The sequence below is a fragment of the Massilia terrae genome (assembly GCF_024753145.1).
GTDB lineage: Bacteria > Pseudomonadota > Gammaproteobacteria > Burkholderiales > Burkholderiaceae_D > Telluria > Telluria terrae.
Genome location: NZ_JANUGU010000001.1, coordinates 1,305,869 through 1,323,793, shown reverse-complemented (window position 1 = coordinate 1,323,793; position 17,925 = coordinate 1,305,869). Strand labels below are relative to the sequence as shown.

General features: G+C 66.5%; 11 protein-coding genes. 7 read left to right on the top strand and 4 right to left on the bottom strand.

Annotated elements, in window-relative coordinates:
- Nucleotides 1–172 precede the first annotated feature (172 nt).
- From NX778_RS05700 to NX778_RS05670, 7 genes are all read left to right on the top strand, one after another.
- Entirely contained in the window at nt 173–2,965 is a 2,793-nt protein-coding gene (locus tag NX778_RS05700; protein ID WP_258810697.1) for a type VI secretion system Vgr family protein, read from the top strand.
- Nucleotides 2,962–4,656 carry a PGAP1-like alpha/beta domain-containing protein gene (locus NX778_RS05695; RefSeq protein WP_258810696.1) on the top strand — a complete coding sequence of 565 codons (1,695 nt, stop codon included), beginning with the start codon at nt 2,962–2,964 and terminating at the stop codon, nt 4,654–4,656. The genes NX778_RS05700 and NX778_RS05695 overlap by 4 nt, the downstream gene beginning before the upstream one ends.
- On the top strand, nt 4,653–6,311 hold the full coding sequence (locus tag NX778_RS05690; protein ID WP_258810695.1) for a T6SS immunity protein Tli4 family protein: 1,659 nt from the start codon (nt 4,653–4,655) through the stop codon (nt 6,309–6,311). The genes NX778_RS05695 and NX778_RS05690 overlap by 4 nt, the downstream gene beginning before the upstream one ends.
- A gap of 3 nt (nt 6,312–6,314) precedes the next feature.
- On the top strand, nt 6,315–8,675 hold the full coding sequence (locus NX778_RS05685; protein ID WP_258810694.1) for a DNA internalization-related competence protein ComEC/Rec2: 2,361 nt from the start codon (nt 6,315–6,317) through the stop codon (nt 8,673–8,675).
- Between the two features lie 70 nt (nt 8,676–8,745).
- A complete protein-coding gene (locus NX778_RS05680; RefSeq protein ID WP_258810693.1) occupies nt 8,746–9,576 on the top strand; it encodes an alpha/beta hydrolase in 831 nt (276 codons plus the stop codon).
- 33 nt (nt 9,577–9,609) lie between these two features.
- The gene (dcd, locus tag NX778_RS05675) at nt 9,610–10,176 is read left to right on the top strand and encodes a dCTP deaminase (protein ID WP_258810692.1); all 567 of its coding nucleotides are present in this window, start codon (nt 9,610–9,612) and stop codon (nt 10,174–10,176) included.
- A 186-nt stretch (nt 10,177–10,362) separates the two neighbouring features.
- On the top strand, nt 10,363–13,296 hold the full coding sequence (locus NX778_RS05670; protein WP_258810691.1) for a hybrid sensor histidine kinase/response regulator: 2,934 nt from the start codon (nt 10,363–10,365) through the stop codon (nt 13,294–13,296).
- Between the two features lie 142 nt (nt 13,297–13,438).
- Here the strand turns inward: NX778_RS05670 and NX778_RS05665 are convergent, their stop codons facing one another.
- The 4 genes from NX778_RS05665 to thyA form a co-directional block, all read right to left on the bottom strand.
- Nucleotides 13,439–15,691, bottom strand: a complete 2,253-nt coding sequence (locus tag NX778_RS05665; protein WP_258810690.1) for an arginine/lysine/ornithine decarboxylase — start codon at nt 15,689–15,691, stop codon at nt 13,439–13,441.
- A gap of 326 nt (nt 15,692–16,017) precedes the next feature.
- Nucleotides 16,018–16,632, bottom strand: a complete 615-nt coding sequence (locus NX778_RS05660; protein ID WP_258810689.1) for a DUF4337 domain-containing protein — start codon at nt 16,630–16,632, stop codon at nt 16,018–16,020.
- Nucleotides 16,633–16,637: 5 nt separating this feature from the next.
- Nucleotides 16,638–17,126 (bottom strand): dihydrofolate reductase, encoded by a 489-nt coding sequence (locus NX778_RS05655; RefSeq protein WP_258810688.1) that lies wholly within the window; start codon nt 17,124–17,126, stop codon nt 16,638–16,640.
- Nucleotides 17,123–17,917, bottom strand: coding sequence for a thymidylate synthase (gene thyA / locus NX778_RS05650; RefSeq protein WP_258810687.1), 795 nt, complete (start codon nt 17,915–17,917; stop codon nt 17,123–17,125). The genes NX778_RS05655 and thyA overlap by 4 nt, the downstream gene beginning before the upstream one ends.
- Between the last annotated feature and the right edge of the window lie 8 nt (nt 17,918–17,925).

Here is a 17,925-nt window from a genome sequence, read left to right as displayed (position 1 = left end):
CGCCGCGCACCCGCGCGTGCCCCCACATTCGCCTTCTCTCCGTTTGCTGGCCGTGGACCAGTTCGCCCACTATTAGTTCGCCCTTGCAACCATGATTCAGAACAATTGAATCGCTTTTCTTCCATGTCACCATGGATTCTCCTCTTAACAGAAGACCATCCTGGAGCGAGCTGTGGAGAGCACCACCGAGTTCCTGCGCGTCCTGCAGCACGAGCAGTCGCTGAGCACGGCGCATCGCCAGTTGCGGCTGCGCCTTGCGCATTCGGACCAGCTGTCGGACGACGTGCTGCTGCCGCAGCGGGTGGTGGGCGTGGAGGCGGTCTGCGGCGGCATCGATTACCACATCGCGTGCGTGGCGAGCAGCCCGACGCTGCCGCTCAAGGAACTGATCGCGCTGCCGGCCGAGATCCAGGTGATGACCGACCGCGGCCAGCTGCGCAGCATCTGCGGACTGGTCACGGAAGCGCGCGCCGGCGATTTCGACGGCGGCCTGGCGACCTACCAGCTGCGCATTCGCGACGCGCTGGCGGTGATGGAGAAGCGCACCAACAGCCGCGTGTTCAGGCATCGCAGCGAGCTGGAGATCGTGCAGCTGCTGTTCGACGAATGGCGTCATTCGAATTCGGTGCTGGCCGGGGCCTTTGAACACGAGCTCGATGCCTTGCTCGACCCGCGCCAGTTCCCGGCGCGCGAGCAGGTCATGCAGCACAACGAGTCGGATGCGGCCTTCGTGCGGCGCCTGCTCAAGCGGCGCGGCGTGGCGTGGGTCGTGCGCACGGGTCGCGGCCGCGATACGGCGGTGGATCCGGCGCACGATGCGATCCCGGCGCACACGCTGGTCTTGTTCAACGAAGCGAAAAACCTGCCGCGCAACGCAGCCGGCAGCGTGCGCTACCAACGCGATGGCGCCACCTTTGAACGCGACACCGTGAGCTCGTGGACCGCCGCGCGCAGCCTGCAGCCGGGCAGCGTGGCCCGTCACAGCTGGGACTACAGGAATCCGCTGGGTGGCCAGTTCATGACGGCCAGCGTGGCCGGTTCGGCGGACCAGGGCAGCGCCGGCAGCCAACTGGCGGCCACCCTCGACGACTATCTCATCGAGATGCCGCACGCCGCCAATGACATCGAAGACCAGGCGCGGCTCGGGCAGGTGCGCATGGACCGGCACGCGTTCGAGACCAAGTGCTTCCACGGTGAAGGCACGGTGCGCGATTTCTGCGCGGGCGAGTATTTTGAGCTGACAGGGCATCCCGAAATCGACACCCATCCGGCGCCGGAGCGCGAGTTCGTCATCACCGAGCTGCACTTCGTCGCGCGCAACAACCTGCCGGCTGACCTGTCCGGGCGGGTCGATCGGCTGCTGTCGCACAATCGCTGGAACGCGCTGCCGGAACCGGGCCCGGGCGAGATGCGCGTGCACGTCGCTTTCACGGCCGTGCGTCGCGGGGTGCCTATCGTGCCCGCCTTCGATCCGCGCGCCGATGTGGCGCCGGCGCAGATGCAGAGCGCGCTGGTGGTCGGGCCGCCGGGCGAGGAAGTCCATTGCGATGCGCTGGGCCGCGTCAAGATCCGCTTTCCCGGCATGCGGATCGAGGACCACAAGCATGCGCAGGGCGCCGGCGCGTCCGATTCGCCGTCCGATTCTGCCTGGGTGCGGGTCGCCTCGAATTGGGCCGGGGACGGGCCGGGCCAGCGGCAGTGCGGCATGCTCGGGCTGCCGCGCGTCGGCACCGAGGTGCTGGTCGCTTTCCTCGGCGGCGATCCGGACAAGCCGATCGTGGTCGCGCAGCTGTATAACCAGCGCGCGCTGCCGCCGGCGCTCAGCCGCGCGGGCGACCTGCCGGGCAACCGCTACCTGTCCGGCGCGCGTAGCCGCGAGCTGGGCGGACAGCGCGGCAACCAGCTGCGCTTCGACGACACGCGCGGCCAGATCAGCGCGCAGCTGGCCAGCGACCACGCCGCATCGGAGCTGAACCTGGGCTGGCTCACGCATCCGAAAGCCAATGGCCACGGCGACCCGCGCGGCGAAGGCGCGGAGCTGCGCAGCGACGATGCGGTCGCGATCCGCGGCGGGCGCGGCGTGCTGCTGTCGGCGCACCCGAGCAGCAAGGCGGAAGGACCGCAGCTGGAGCGGGACAAGCTGGTCGGGCTGGCGCAGGTGATGCAGGGCGTGCTGGATGAATTGTCGCGGCTCGCGATCGAGAATTCGGAAGACGAAGCGGCCCAGCCAAGGCTGGCGGCGCTGGTCGACAAGCTGCAGCGCTGGCACGAGGGCAGCAATACCGCGGCAGGCAGCCTGCGGCCGGATGCGCCGCCGGTCCTTGCCGGCGCCGCGCCCGGCGGCATCGTGTTTGGCAGTGACGACAACCTGGCGCTGGGCGCACGGACCAAGGTCGACGTGATCAGTGCCGGCGATGCGGAGCTGGTGGCCGGCCGCAACCTGTTCGTGCGCGCGGCGCGTTCGCTGTCGCTGTTCGCCTTCGAGCTGGGCATGAAGCTGGTCGCGGCGCGTGGCAACGTGGTGGTGCAGACCCACCAGGGCCACGTCGAGATCAAGTCGTCCGGGCGCATCAGCCTGATCGCGGCCGAAGGCATCGAGCTCGATGCGCCGTCGGTGAAGGTGGTGTCGAAGGGCGCGCAGACCGATTGGGAAGACGGTGCGATCACCCAGCAAAGCTCCGGCAAGCACGTGGTCAGGGCGGCGGGAATCGAGCACGTGGACGGCGGCGACGGCACCCCGGCCGGGCTGGACCTGCCGCACACCCAACTCGAAACCGACGAACGCGTGGTGGTGATCGACAAGCAGACCGGCAAGCCTGCGCGCGGCCGGCGCTACGTCGCGCAGCACGAAGACGGCACCACCATCGAAGGCGTGACCGACGACGAGGGCCGGACCAGCGTCCTGCAGTCCTACGCCATCGGCGCGGTCGAGTTTCGCCTGCTCCCCGGGGATCACGCGCAATGAGCGAGCCGACGCGCAAGCTCCCGCCGCCGACGGTGGAGAAGGACGGCAGCCTGGTTGCGCATACGGTCGCGACCCCGAAATCGTTCAAGGTGCGCGCGCTGGTGGAGGTCCCGCCGGACAAGGTGGTGCCGATCATCTTCATCCCCGGGATGATGGGCACCAACCTGCGCATGCGCCAGGGCGCGGTGCTGCCGCCGGAAGATGGCGTCAAGTCCGGTGAAACCGCATGGCGTCCGCCCAACGGCAAGCTGGAAGGCGTGACCGAAGTCTGGACCTGGTCACGCCGCACGCCCGCGCAGCGGCAGGATATCCTCGACGGCGAGAAGCTGGAAGTCGATGCTTCCGGCTCGCTCCCCGGCTCCACCCTGACCGCGCAGCAGATGCGCGAACAGGGTTGGGGCGAGGTGCATGCCGACTCATACGGCAGTTTCCTCGCAAGCTTGCAGGAGAACCTGGAGACCACCTTCGAGCACGCCGGTTCGCAGCGCAGGATCAAGGAGCATTGGCGTGTGGTGATGGCGTGCGATGCCGCGCGCTGGGGCGTGCGCAGCATGGCGCCGCTGAGCGAGGCGGAGCTGGAAAAATTCGCCGGCTACTACTATCCGGTCTACGCGGTCGGCTACAACTGGCTGCAGTCCTGCGCGCAGTCGGCCGACCGAATCCGCAAACGGGTGCAGGAGATCATCAAGCACTGGCAGTCCGTCCAGCGCGAGTGCAAGCACGTGATCCTCGTGACCCATTCGATGGGAGGACTGGTGGGTCGTGCCTGCGCCAAGCAGATGCCCGGGCAGGTGGCCGGCGTCATCCATGGCGTAATGCCCGCATTCGGCGCGCCGGTCGCGTATCGCCGGATCGCCTGCGGGACGGAAGGAAGCCGGTTCGAGCGCGGCATGTCCAGCCATGTCAACGAAGACGGCTTCGCGCGCATCGCGGGCAATACGGCAGAGACGACGACTCCGGTCATGGCAGTCGCGCCCGGTGTGATGGAACTGCTGCCGAACCAGTTCTACCCACCAGGCTGGCTGGTGGTCCGCACCGTTCGCTCCGTCAATAAGGAACTGGAGTCGCGTGAGCTGTTGTCGCTTCCACAAGGGAATCCCTACGATTTCTATCGGGACATGGACAGCTGGTACAGGATGATCGATCCGGCACTGGTCGACCCGCGCCGGCGCTATATCTGGCGGCAGGGAGGGGCCGCCAGGCAGGCGAAGAAGGCGGTCGATACGGCGGAACATTTCCACTCGAATGTGCTCGCGGAGCAACAGGCCGGCGGCCGGCAGGAGGGCGAAGGGAGTTCCGTCAAACCCTACTATCACCCGATGACATACGCTTTCTACGAGGCGGACCTTGCCCGTCGTGCGTTCGGGAAGATTCGCTGGGTAGCGCAGGAGGCAGGCGGCGCTGTCGCGCTGACGGCGAACAACGTCCGGCAGGCCAGGCTCGTGAAGTGCCAGCAGGACGGCAGCCGCGATGTCGACGTCGACGGACGCTACCGGCTGCAATTCCGGCCCTGGCTGCAGGACGCGGCGGGCGACGACACGGTTCCGGCACAGTCGGGCGCCGGGCCGGGCGGCCATGTAGGACAGCTGTTTCGCACCAGTGGCTTTAGTCATCAGGAAAGCTACCAGGACCGCGACGTATTGTTGCTAACCCAATATCTGATCGCAAAGCTTGCGCAGAGCTTCACATGAAGCGGGATAACAACAAGAAGCTGGTCGCGCTGCTCGTCCTGGCCTTCCTCATGCTGTCGAGCGTGCGCGCGGTCGAGGGGATCCTGGATTGGACGAAGGTGGCGATGATGACACGAACGATGAAGACAGTCTGCCTCGGCCGCTTCCTGATCGACCTCCCCGGGCAGGCGCGGATCAGCATGGCGCCGGCCTTCGTGGACGGCTTCGACATCGTCAGTCATCCGGAGACCGATGACGAATTCAACGCGCGTGTCGCTGCGCGCGAGGCCGAGCTGCGCTCCCAGGCCAATGGGCTGGGAAAGCCAAGCCTGGAGAAAGTCCGGGAATATCGGGACGGTGGCAAAACCGGGAAGGTGCTCGTATCCGGGCGCTGGCGCGACAGCCTGGCGGAGAATGGCAAGCTGGTGCCTTACGAAGGCGTCGCGGTCGATGCCTATCTGCGCTCGGGTGACATGACCTTCATCCTGACGGCCATCGATTATGATCCCGCGAAGATCGACAATGCGCTGAAGCTGTTCGCGAAGCTATCTGCGCGCAAGGCGGATGAGATTCCATCCGAGCGCGGATTCTGCATCGGCCGTGGCTTCATCCGCGATCCCCTGTCCGCGGAACAGGGGGAGTCGGTCGCTTTGCTGGCGGGCCTGCCCGACCATCCGGATGTGAACATCTCATTTTCGAGCGTGGTCGGGGCAGCCGCGGCGCCCGGCATTATCGAGCGCAGCGCGCAGGCGATGGCGGACTATCCGCTGATCCTGAGGCCCGCCGTGCGGACCCTGCGCGAAGGCGTGCGCACCGTGAACGGGCTTGGCGGCGAGGAGATCGGGGTCAAGATCACCGAGCCGAACTTCGTCACCACGTTCACCTACGATTGGGAGATGCGCGCCGGAGTCAAGGATGTGCTGGCGCCACTATTGGCGCTGCAGCTGCAGACGGGTGTTCCGCTGCCGGGAGGCAGGGCGGTCCAGTCGAGCCTCGCCGAGGGCGCCGTCAACGAGCTGTGGGAGAACATCGTCGCCAGCATCCGCGTTCGCCCGTCGATGGCGGCGAAAGCTCCTGCCGATGAACCGGCGGCACCGATTCTTGGCACCCTGGCGAGTGCGGGCGATTCCTGCCCGTCCAGCGGGTGGTGGCAGTGCAATGAGGGCGGCGATGGCGTGTCGGTGCTGGGCGGGAAACGCCAGTTCCTGCGCAAAGGGCAGCGCATGCCCCAGGCGCTGCTCATGCCGCGCCCATCGCTGTGGGACAAGATGCGCGGACTGCAACCAAGCTACGAGTCGGTGAGTCCGACCGGCTGGAAGCTGGTGGACAGGCGGGCACGCGGGCGCGGGGCATCGTCCGCGCCGTTGGCGCTTGCCGGGCTGGCGGCGGGGGACGCTTCGGCTGCTTCGGCGCCGCTTGGAAGCTGCGCCAGGACCGGCGAGCTCTGTCCCGTGAGCGGCTGGTGGCGTTGCGAGGACGCCGAGGCGCTCGATGGCACGCGCTGGTTCGGCCAGGGCGGTGTGCTCCCCGATGCAACCTTCAGCATGCCGCCGGCATGGTTCGCGAAAAACGGTGGCGGCCCGCCGGTGATCCAGCGGCGCTGCAGCTGGAAGCTGGTGCGGCGTGCAGAGGCTCCTCACGCCGAACGCGTGGCCGAGGAAGATCCTGCCGTTTGACCGATGCGCCTCGCAATCCTTGGCTTTGTCGGCGGCGCTTCATTTCTGCAAACTTGCGCCTCGCTGCCGTCGGCGTGGCAGCTGTGGGCTTGTCTGGTGGCCGCGCTGCTGGTGCTTGGCTTGTTGCGCGGCCCGGCGCGCACGGCCACCGCCGGCGTTTTGCTGGGGTTCGCGTGGGCCGCGGCCCTTGCAGGCGCTGCACTGTCAGACGGGCTCGCGAAAGGCGATGAAGGCCGCGACGTCACCATCGTCGGTACCATCGACAATCTGCCGTACCGCTTCGAACAGGGCATCCGCTTCAACTTCAAGGTAGAGAAGGTGGTGGCAGGCGGCTTCCATGTGCCGCGGCACGTCGCGCTGGGCTGGTACAGCGGCCAGCACGGCGAGGACGCGCGCGCGGCCGACGTGCAGCCGGGCGAGCGCTGGCAGCTGACGGTACGGCTGCAGCGCCCGCACGGCAACGCCAATCCGGGCGGTTTCGATTACGAGGCGTGGCTGCTGGAACAGGGCATACGCGCGACCGGCTACGTGCGCGCGGCAGGCAAAACGAACCGGCGCCTGGACGCCTTCGTGCCAAGTCCCGGCAACCTGGTCGAACGCTCGCGGGCCTGGCTGCGGGAACGCATCCTGCAAGCCCTGCCCGGGGAAAAGTACGCCGGGGTGATCGTCGCGCTGGTGATCGGCGACCAGCGCGGCATCGACCAGTCCGACTGGGCCGTGTTCAACCGCACCGGCATCGGCCACCTGATCTCGATCTCCGGCCTGCACATCACGATGGTGGCGGGGATGTTCGCATTGGGCGTCTCGGCCTTGTGGCGGCGATCGTTCTTCACCGGCGCCCAGTTGCCGCTGCTGCTGCCGACGCAGAAGGCGGCGGCGCTCGCGGGTAGCGGCATCGCGCTGCTCTACGTCCTGTTGGCCGGCTTCGGCGTGCCGGCGCAGCGCACGCTGTACATGATCGGCGTGGTCGCGGCCGGGCTGTGGTTCGGACGGATCACCAGCGTCACGCATGTGCTGTGCGCGGCGCTTGGCCTGGTCGTGCTGCTGGATCCGTGGGCGATGCTGTGGCCGGGCTTCTGGCTGTCGTTCGGTGCGGTCGCGGTGATCATGTACGCGCACGCGGGGCGCGTTGGCGTCGTCAGGCGAGGCTGGCGCGGCGCCTGGCAGGAGGGCTGGCGGACGCAATATGCTGTCACGCTCGGCCTGGTGCCGGCGACCATGCTGCTGTTCGCGCAGGTGTCGCTGGTCAGTCCGCTCGCGAACGCGGTGGCGATCCCGCTGGTGAGCTTTGTGGTGACGCCGCTCGCGCTGCTCGGCGCGGTGATGCCGGCGCCCCTTTCCGCACCAGTGCTGCTTGTCGCGCACTGGTTTGTCGAGCTGCTGGCGGGTTTCCTCGACCTGATCGGCAATCAGCGCTTTGCAGTCTGGGCCGCGCCCGAGCCGGAGCCATGGCTATTCTTGCTCGCGCTCGCGGGCACACTGTGGATGCTGGCGCCGCGCGGCTGGCCGCATCGCTGGGCCGGGGCGGCGGCGTGGCTGCCGCTGTTCCTGCAGCAGCCTTCGCATCCCGGCGAGGGCCAGTTCCGGGTGACCGCCTTCGACGTCGGGCAAGGTATGGCCTTGCTGGTCGAGACCCGCGGCCACCGGCTGCTGTACGACACCGGTCCACAGTACTCGCTCGATTCGAACGGCGGCAACCGTGTGATCGTGCCCTACCTGAAGGCGCGCGGCATCGCGAAGCTGGACGGCATGGTCATCAGCCACAGCGACACCGACCACTCGGGCGGCGCGCTGGCCCTGCTCGAAGCGCTGCCGGTCGGCTGGGTGGCCTCGTCGCTATGGGACAGCAGTCATATCGTGCAGGCGGCCCGGCGCCACGTCCGCTGCGCCGCCGGCCAGCATTGGCGCTGGGACGGCATCGAGTTCGACATGCTGCAGCCATCGATCGACAGCTACGGCAACCGCGCGCTGAAGGCCAACGCGCGCAGCTGCACCTTGCGCGTCAGCGGCGGCAGCCACAGCATGCTGCTGGCGGGCGACATCGAAGCGGCGCAGGAGGCGCGGCTGGTGGCGACGATGCCGGACAAGCTGCGCGCCGACGTGCTGCTTGCACCGCACCACGGCAGCGGAACTTCCTCTACGCCGGACTTCCTGCGCGCGGTCGCGCCACAGTTCGGTGTATTCCAGGTTGGCTACCGCAACCGCTACCACCATCCGAAAGCCCAGGTCTTCGAACGCTACGGCGAGCGTGGCGTGCGTCGCCTGCGGACCGACGACTCCGGTGCCGTGACCCTCGAATTCAGGGGCGCCATCGTGGCGGACGAGTTCCGTCGGACCCATGCGCGCTACTGGTACGGCAGGTAGTGGCTTCACTCTAAACATGTAGGCGCAGGTGCCGGTAGAATCGGCGCTTCGATCCTCCATCCAGCCTGCGATGACCAAACCGCTGCTCCACTTCAGCCACGGCAACAGCTTCCCGGCCGGGACCTACAGCCAGCTGCTCGACCTGCTCGGGCGCGATTACGACGTGCGCAGCATCGACATGCACGGGCACGATCCGGCCTTCCCGGTGGACGACGGCTGGCACAGCCTGGTCGCCGAGCTGATCGCGCGGCTGGAAAGCCACGGCGAGCCCGCGATCCTGGTCGGCCATTCGCTCGGCGGCGCCCTCAGCCTGATGGCCGCGTATGAACGGCCGGATCTCGCGCGCTGCGTCGTGATGCTGGATTCGCCCGTGGTGGCCGGCTGGCGCGCGGCCCTGTGGTCGCTGGCGAAGCGCCTGGGCTGGGGCGAGAAGCTGTCGCCGGCGCGCCTGTCCTGGAAGCGCCGCAACGTCTGGCCGGACCGCCAGAGCGCCTACGAACACTTCGCCTCCAAGCCGATCTTCGCCGCCTGGGCGCCCGGCGTGCTGCACGATTATCTCGACAGCGGCCTGGCCCCACATCCCGACGGCGTCCAGCTGCGCTTCACGCGCGAAGTGGAGACCGACATCTACAGCACGCTCCCGCATGACATGGGCAAGGTGCTCGCGGCGCCGTTCCCGGTGCCAGTCGGCTGCATCGCCGGCACGCGCTCGGAGGAGATGCGCCAGGCCGGGCTGGGCGCCACGCGCCAATTGGTCGGCCCGAACCTGGTGCTGGTGGAGGGCGGCCACCTGTATCCGATGGAGCAGCCCGCGCTGACCGCGCGGCTGACCGGGCAGATGATCGAAAACCTTCTCGGCGGGCGCCAAGACAGTCGCTCCGGGAGGGCCGTTTTGGCGTAAAATCGCACGATTTATATCAAAACGGAACGTCCGATGACCATCAAAAGCGATAAATGGATCCGCCGCATGGCGCAAGAAACCGGCATGATCGAGCCGTTCGCGCCCGGCCAGGTGCGCGAGGCCGATGGCCGCAAGATCATCTCCTACGGCACCTCGTCGTATGGCTACGACATCCGCTGCGCCGACGAATTCAAGGTGTTCACGAACATTAACAGCACCATCGTCGATCCCAAGAACTTCGACTCCAACTCCTTCGTGGACGTGAAGAGCGACGTCTGCATCATCCCGCCGAACTCGTTCGCGCTGGCCCGCACCATCGAATATTTCCGCATCCCGCGCAATGTGCTGACGGTCTGCCTGGGCAAATCGACCTATGCGCGCTGCGGCATCATCGTCAACGTCACCCCCTTCGAGCCGGAGTGGGAGGGCTACGTCACCCTGGAATTTTCGAACACCACCCCGCTGCCCGCCAAGATCTACGCCGGCGAGGGCTGCGCCCAGGTCTTGTTCTTCGAAAGCGACGAGATCTGCGAGACCTCGTACAAGGACCGTGGCGGCAAATACCAGGGCCAGCACGGTGTCACGCTGCCGAAAACATGATTCAAATTTCGAGCAAGAACGGTTAATTTTGAATCGTGTTGTAAAAGGGGGCCACATGGCCCTCTTTTTTTTTGTAACAGGATGCGCGGTGCATGTTGCACGTGCTAAATTGATAAAACTCAATCATAAAACGATATCGGTCGCATGCTGCACTACGGTGTCAGCGTCTTTCATGGAGGTGGCCAGATGTCTACTAGTCCTGATTTCGAGGCACTGTTCAGGTCGTGTCCATATCCGTTCTTGCTTATGGACACCACGCTGACGGTTATCGACGTCAACGACGCCTGGCGGCGCGCGAGCGGCGCCGAAGCGTGCGACGTCGTGGGCCGGCACGTGCTTGCCGCCTTCCCGCCTGATCCCGAACATCCCGATTCCGCCGACGCGGCCGCGCTGCAAGCCTCGATCGAGCAGGTCATCCGCACGCGCCGTGTGCACGCCTTGCCGATGGTGTGCTACCTGGCCGCCGACGCCGCCGAGCGCGAGCCGCGCTACTGGAGCGTGATGCACACGCCCGTGTTCGACGAGCGCGGGGCCGTCACCAGCGTGGCGCAGAACATGGTCGAGGTGACCGAAGTCCCGGAAGGCGGCCGGCGCCGCGCGGATGAGGAGTTCGTGCGCTTCAACCGCTCGCTGATGGACGAGGCGGTGATTCGCGTGCTGACCGACGAAACCAGCCACCTGCGCGAGCTGTTCCAGCAGGCGCCCGGCTGCGCCGCCGTCCTGCGCGGGCGCGACTACGTGGTCGAGATGGTCAACGACGCCTATTCGGCGGTGGTGGGCCATCGTCCGCTGCTGGGCAAGCCGATGTTCGAGGCGCTGCCGGACCTGGCCGGCCAGGGCTTCGAGGAGCTGCTCGCGGAAGTCTACGAGACCGGCAAGCCGTTCGTGGGCCGCAGCGTGAGGATGTCGCTGGCGCGCGGCCGCGGCGGCGCCAGCGGCGACGTCTACATGGACTTCGTGTACCAGCCGATCTTCGAAAAGAACGGTTCGGTCAGCGCGGTGTTCATGCAGGGCCACGAGGTGACCGAAGCGCTGCTGGCGCAACAGGCCCAGCAAGCCGAGGAAGACCGGCTGCGCGATGGCCTGGACACGGCGCGCATGGCCGTGTGGGACTGGGAGCTCGACACCGGCAGCATCGTCCTGTCGGCGAACGCCCCGCAGGTGCTGGGTGGCCATTGGAACGAGATCGAGGCGGCGATGGGCTGTGTGCCGGCCGAGGACGTGCCGCTGGTGCGCGCCGCGATCAGCGAGGCGCTCGGCGCCCGTTCGCGCTACAGCGTGATCCACCGCTTCGTCCGGCCGGACAATGGCGACACGCTGTGGCTGCACAGCCGCGGGCGCGTGCTGTGCGACGAAAACGGGCAGGCGCGTTCGGTGCGCGGCGCGATGGTCGACATCACCGAGCGGATCCGCGCAGAGTCCGAGCTGGAGCGCGTCAACCGCGCACTGGCCGAGCGTGTTCGCGAACTGGCCGAGGCCGAGCGCCGCCAGGCCTTCCAGCTGGAGGTGACCGACCACCTGCGCCGCATCGGCGACCCGGACAAGGTGTACCAGGAAGTCTGCCAGATGCTGTGCCGCTTCCTTGGCGTGGCGCGCGTGCTGTGCGGCGACTTCGACCCGCGCCGCAACCTGCTCACCATCCAGGCCAACTACAGCGAATCGGGCCTGCCGCCGCTGGAGGCCAGCTATCCCGCCTACGGCATCGGCATCAACTACTTCGCGGCGCTGGCGTCGGGCCAGACCTGGGTCAACGAGGACGTGGACAACGACCCGCGCACTTGCGCCGGCGAGACCGCGGCGGCATTCCGCTCGCTCGGCATCCGCGCCGCGCTGGCGGTGCCGCTCAATTTGCGCGGCTCGACCCTGCCATGCCTGTTCGTGCACCACGACGCGCCGCGCCGCTGGACCGCCGAGGAAGTCAACCTGGTGGAGGACATTTCAGGCCGCATGTGGAACGCGGTCGAGCGGGTGCGCGCCGAGCAGGCGCTGCGCCAGGCCGACCTGCGCAAGGACGAATTCCTGGCGATGCTGGCGCACGAGCTGCGCAACCCGCTGGCCCCGATCAGCGCCGCGGCCGAGCTGCTGCGGGTGGGCAGCCTGGATTACGACAGCATCCGCCGCACCAGCCAGGTGATCGCGCGCCAGGTCGGGCACATGACGGGACTGGTGAACGACCTGCTCGACGTGTCGCGGGTGACGCGCGGGCTGGTGGTCCTGGAGCGCAAGGTGCTCGACATCCGGCGCGTGGTGGCCGACGCCGCCGAGCAGGTGGGGCCGCTGATCGAGGCGCGCGGGCATCTGCTGCGGGTGACGGAATTCGACCGCGCGGTGTCGGTCGAGGGCGACCACAAGCGCCTGGTGCAGGTGCTGGCCAACCTGCTCGCCAACGCGGCCAAGTACACGCCGGCCGGCGGCGCCATCGGCTTGGAGCTGGACGTGGTGGGCAGCCAGGTGCTGCTGCGCGTGAGCGACAACGGTATCGGTATCGCGACCGACGTGCTGCCGCACGTGTTCGACCTGTTCGCACAGGCCGAGCGCACGCCGGACCGTTCGCAGGGCGGGCTGGGCCTGGGACTGGCGCTGGTCAAGAGCCTGGTCGAGCTGCATGGCGGCGCGGTCGATGCGCACAGCGACGGGCCTGGCATGGGCTGCGACTTCACGGTGCGCCTGCCGCGGCTGGACATCGCGGCCGAGCCGACCAAGTGTGGCCAGAGTCGGCCGGATGTCCTGCCGCTGTCGCGCACCTTGCGGCTGATGGTGGTGGACGACAACGTGGACGCGGCCAGCATGCTCAAGCTGCTGCTGGAAGGGAGCGGGCATGACGTGGTGGTCGAACACGATGCGCTCGCGGCGCTGCAGCACGCGGAGTGCGAGCGCTTCGACGCCTTCCTGCTCGATATCGGGCTGCCGCGGATGGAAGGGCGCGAGCTGGCGCGCAGGCTGCGGCGCAGCGATGCGAATTGCGATGCGATGCTGGTGGCGGTGACGGGCTACGGCCAGCAGTGCGACCGCAACAGCGCGCTGGAGTCAGGGTTTGACCACTACTTCGTCAAGCCGGTGGATGCGGAGAAGCTGCTGGAGGTGCTGGAGGCGGCGAATGCGCATGATGTCTGGGTGTGAGTAGCCGCCATCGCATCCTGTAAAGCTGCCGTCATTCCCGCGAACGCGGGAATCCCATTTTGCATGCATTACCGCTGCGCGAGCAAAATGGGGCCCCCGCGTTCGCGAGGGCGACGGTATCTCTCAACGACCTTCTTCGGGCTTATTGCTTGACGCAGTCGACGAAGTACCCCAGCTTGCCATCCACCACGCGCTTCACGAGACCATGCACATCGGTCTCGAAGCCCGGGAACCGCTCATTGAAATCGCGCGCGAAGCGCAGGTAGTCGACGATGGTCTTGTTGAAGCATTCGCCCGGAATCAGCAGCGGGATGCCCGGCGGGTAGGGCGTGAGCAGGATCGCCGTGATGCGGCCTTCCAGCTCGTCGATCGCCACGCGCTCGATCTCGCGGTGCGCCATCTTCGCGAACGCATCGGACGGCTTCATCGCCGGCACCATGTCCGACAAATACATCTCGGTGGTCAGGCGAGCCACGTCGTACTGCTTGTAGAAGTCGTGGATCTGCTGGCACAGGTCGCGCAGGCCCCAGCTCTCGTAGCGCGGGAAAGCTGCCGCGAACTCCGGCATCACGCGCCACATCGGCACGTTCTTGTCGTAGTCGTCCTTGAACTGCTGCAGCGCCGTCACCAGGGTGTTCCAGCGGCCCTTGGTGATACCGATCGTGAACATGATGAAGAAGGAGTACAGGCCGCACTTCTCGACGATCACGCCGTGCTCGGCCAGGTACTTGGTCACGATCGAAGCCGGTATGCCGCTGGCGCCGAAGTTGCCGTCCAGTGAAAGGCCCGGCGTGACCACGGTCGCCTTGATCGGGTCGAGCATGTTGAAGCCCGGCGCCAGCTTGCCGAAGCCGTGCCAGTCGTCCTCGGCGCGGATCATCCAGTCTTCCTGGGTGCCGATGCCTTCCTCGCTCAGGGTGTCCGGACCCCAGACCTTGAACCACCAGTCCTGGCCGTATTCCTCGTCGACCTTCTTCATCGCGCGTCGGAAGTCGAGCGCTTCGAAAATCGACTCTTCCACCAGCGCGGTGCCGCCCGGCGCTTCCATCATCGCGGCGGCGACGTCGCACGAGGCGATGATCGAGTACTGCGGCGAGGTCGAGGTATGCATCAGGTAGGCCTCGTTGAAGGCGTCCTGGTCCAGCTTCACGGTCTCCGATTCGCGCACCAGCACCTGCGATGCCTGCGACAGGCCGGCCAGCAGCTTGTGGGTCGACTGGGTCGAGTAGATCATCGACTGCTTCGGGCGCGGACGGTCCTTGCCGATCGCGTGCATGTTCTTGTAGAAGTCGTGGAAGGTCGCGTGCGGCAGCCAGGCTTCGTCGAAGTGCAGGGTGTCGATTTCGCCGTCCAGCATTTCGCGCAGGGTCTCGACGTTGTACACCACGCCGTCGTAGGTCGACTGGGTGATGGTGAGGATGCGCGGCTTCTTGTTCGCAGCGTTGCGCGCGAACGGATTGGCCTCGATCTTGCGGGCGATCGACTCGGGCGTGAATTCCTCGAGCGGGATCGGGCCGATGATGCCGAGGTTATTCCGGGTCGGCATCAGGAACACGGGGATCGCGCCGCACATGATGATCGAGTGGAGGATCGACTTGTGGCAGTTGCGGTCGACGACCACGATGTCGCCCGGCGCCACCGTGGTGTGCCAGACCATCTTGTTCGAGGTCGAGGTGCCGTTGGTGACGAAGTAGCAGTGGTCCGCGTTGTAGATGCGCGCGGCGTTGCGTTCGGAGCGCGCCACCGGGCCGGTGTGGTCAAGCAGCTGGCCGAGTTCCTCGACCGCGTTGCAGACGTCGGCGCGCAGCATGTTCTCGCCGAAGAACTGGTGGAACATCTGGCCGATCGGCGACTTCAGGAAGGCCACGCCGCCCGAGTGGCCGGGGCAGTGCCAGGAGTAGGAGCCGTCGTTGGCGTAGTTGACCAGCGCGCGGAAGAATGGCGGCGCCAGGCCGTCCAGGTAGGACTTCGCTTCGCGGATGATGTGGCGGGCCTGGAATTCCGGCGTGTCCTCGAACATGTGGATGAAGCCGTGCAGCTCCTTCAGGATGTCGTTCGGGATGTGGCGGCTGGTGCGGGTCTCGCCGTAGATGTAGATCGGGATGTCCGAGTTCTTGTAGCGGATCTCCTGCACGAAGGCGCGCAGCGCGGTCAGCGCGAAATTGGTCTCCTCGACCGTGCCTTCACCGAACTCCTCGTCGTCGATCGACAGCACGAAGGCCGAGGCGCGCGACTGCTGCTGGGCGAACTGCGACAGGTCGCCGTAGCTGGTCAGGCCGAGCACTTCCATGCCTTCCTTCTCCATCGCCGCGGCGAGGGCGCGAATGCCCAGGCCGGAGGTGTTTTCGGAACGGAAATCCTCGTCGATGATGACGATTGGGAAACGAAATTTCATGGACAGCTCCAAAGCGAAGCGCCGTGGGAGCGGCCGCCCCGTTCAGGGAAGGCCACCGCGCACGGCACCGAAAAAATGAGATGCGGATTTTCGCAGAAAATCGGCGGTTGGGTGGAACTTTTTTGTAAAGTTAACCAGACAGGGCGCGCGGGTGGCGCACCGTTGTCTCTTGATGAACACCATCTCTCCCAGAACCGTCGTTCCCGCGAAGGCGGGAACCCATGCTGAGTATGTGGGCAAGTTGCTTGTGCGGCCTCGGACGCTCGGTATGGGTCCCCGCCTGCGCGGGGACGTCGTGCATGAGGTGGTGGAAGAAAGTCGATGCGTCAATGGTGCGCGACTGCTTCACCGGCGAAGATGGCGCCCAGCGGGTCGATGTGGAAGCCGGCGAAGGCACCCAGCGCGATGCCGACGATGGCCACCACCCAGGTCGCGCGCAGCAGCCAGCGGCGGCGGGTGAGCAGGGTGATCGCGGCCAGCGAGATCGCGATCTGCTCGGTGGTGGTCGCGAGCGCCCACTGGTGGTGCCGGTGCATGGCTTCCTCGGACTTCTTGTTCCAGGCCTCCGACGATGCCTCCCACTTCTCGGCGTCCTTCTTGATGTCGGCTTTTTCGGACTGGTAGCGCGCCACTTCGGAGCGGTACTTGGCCTGGTCCACGCCCGGCAGGCTGGTCGCGAGTTCGGCCAGGTTCTGCTTGTTGGACTTAGCCTGGTAATAGTTCCAGGCGTTGGCCGCCGTGGTCTTGTCGATCGCGGCGTTGTTCTTGTAGAGCGCCGCGTCGTTCTGCGTGGCGCCGCCCAGGTAGCCGAACAGCGCGCCGACCGTCGCCAGCACGGCCGTCATTACCGCGATCCGGCTGGAGAAATCGTCGCTGCCGTGGGCCGCGTGTTCAACCGCGTGGTCGTGCGGGCCGTGTACGTGAAAACCTTCCGAGGACATCGTGCTTACTTTCGCTTCTGGTAAGTGACAAATGAATAATCGCAGCTGTTTGCGTCAGAATGATGACGCTCGCGCGCGGTTTCGACCCATTGCGCCGGATCGATCGGCGGGAAAAAGGTATCGCAGCGGAAGACGTGGTCGATCTCCGTGATGACCAGGCGGTCCGCCAAGTCTAGCGATTCGCCGAAAATCTGGGCGCCGCCGATGATGCTGGCCTGTTCGTCGCCCACCAGCGCGAGCGCGTCCCGCAGCGACAGCGCGACGTCGACGCCTTCGTGGCGCCAGCCGGCATTGCGGGTGACGACGATATTGCGGCGCTTGGGCAGCGGGCGGCCGATCGAATCGAAGGTCTTGCGGCCCATGATGATCGGATGGCCGAGCGTGACGCGCTTGAAGTGCGCGAGGTCTTCGGGAAGGTGCCACGGCAGCTTGTTGTCGATGCCGATGCCGCGCTGCGCGTCCATCGCCACGACCAGCGTGATTTGCCTGCTCATACGGCCACCGGCGCCTTGATCCCGGGGTGCGGCTCGTAGCCGACGACCTCGAAGTCTTCGAATTTGTAGTCGAACAGCGAGTCCGGCTTGCGCTTGATGAGCAGCTTGGGCAGCGGCTTCTCGTCGCGCGAGAGCTGCAGCTCAACCTGTTCCATGTGGTTGCTGTACAGGTGGCAGTCGCCGCCGGTCCAGACGAAGTCGCCGACGCCCAGTCCCGCTTGCTGCGCCACCATGTGGGTCAGTAGCGCGTAGGACGCGATGTTGAAGGGCACGCCGAGGAAGATGTCGGCGCTACGCTGGTAGAGCTGACACGACAGCTTGCCGTCGGCGACGTAGAACTGGAAGAAGGCGTGGCAGGGCGGCAGCTTCATCTTCGGCACGTCGGACACATTCCAGGCCGAGACGATCATGCGGCGCGAGTCCGGGTTGTGCATGATCTGCTCCAGCACCTGCGTGACCTGGTCGATATGTTCGCCGCCCGGCGCGGGCCAGCTGCGCCACTGGTAGCCGTAGATCGGTCCCAGCTCGCCGTTGGCATCGGCCCACTCGTCCCAGATCGAGACGCCGTGTTCCTTCAGGTAGGCGATGTTGGTGGAGCCCTGCAGGAACCACAGCAGCTCATGGATCACGGACTTCAGGTGCACCTTCTTGGTGGTCACCAACGGGAAGCCGTCCTGCAGATTGAAACGCATCTGGTAGCCGAACACCGAACGGGTTCCGGTGCCGGTGCGGTCGGTCTTGACGGTGCCATGGTCTTTCACATGGCGCATGAAGTCGAGGTATTGGCGCATCGGTTTGT

Excerpts from the sequence above, each read along its gene's own strand:
- NX778_RS05665 (WP_258810690.1), bottom strand. The coding sequence starts at position 15,691 with ATGAAATTTCGTTTCCCAATCGTCATCATCGACGAGGATTTCCGTTCC.
- dcd (WP_258810692.1), top strand. The coding sequence starts at position 9,610 with ATGACCATCAAAAGCGATAAATGGATCCGCCGCATGGCGCAAGAAACC.
- NX778_RS05685 (WP_258810694.1), top strand. The coding sequence starts at position 6,315 with ATGCGCCTCGCAATCCTTGGCTTTGTCGGCGGCGCTTCATTTCTGCAA.
- NX778_RS05690 (WP_258810695.1), top strand. The coding sequence starts at position 4,653 with ATGAAGCGGGATAACAACAAGAAGCTGGTCGCGCTGCTCGTCCTGGCC.
- NX778_RS05695 (WP_258810696.1), top strand. The coding sequence starts at position 2,962 with ATGAGCGAGCCGACGCGCAAGCTCCCGCCGCCGACGGTGGAGAAGGAC.
- NX778_RS05670 (WP_258810691.1), top strand. The coding sequence starts at position 10,363 with ATGTCTACTAGTCCTGATTTCGAGGCACTGTTCAGGTCGTGTCCATAT.
- NX778_RS05655 (WP_258810688.1), bottom strand. The coding sequence starts at position 17,126 with ATGAGCAGGCAAATCACGCTGGTCGTGGCGATGGACGCGCAGCGCGGC.
- thyA (WP_258810687.1), bottom strand. The coding sequence starts at position 17,917 with ATGCGCCAATACCTCGACTTCATGCGCCATGTGAAAGACCATGGCACC.
- NX778_RS05660 (WP_258810689.1), bottom strand. The coding sequence starts at position 16,632 with ATGTCCTCGGAAGGTTTTCACGTACACGGCCCGCACGACCACGCGGTT.
- NX778_RS05680 (WP_258810693.1), top strand. The coding sequence starts at position 8,746 with ATGACCAAACCGCTGCTCCACTTCAGCCACGGCAACAGCTTCCCGGCC.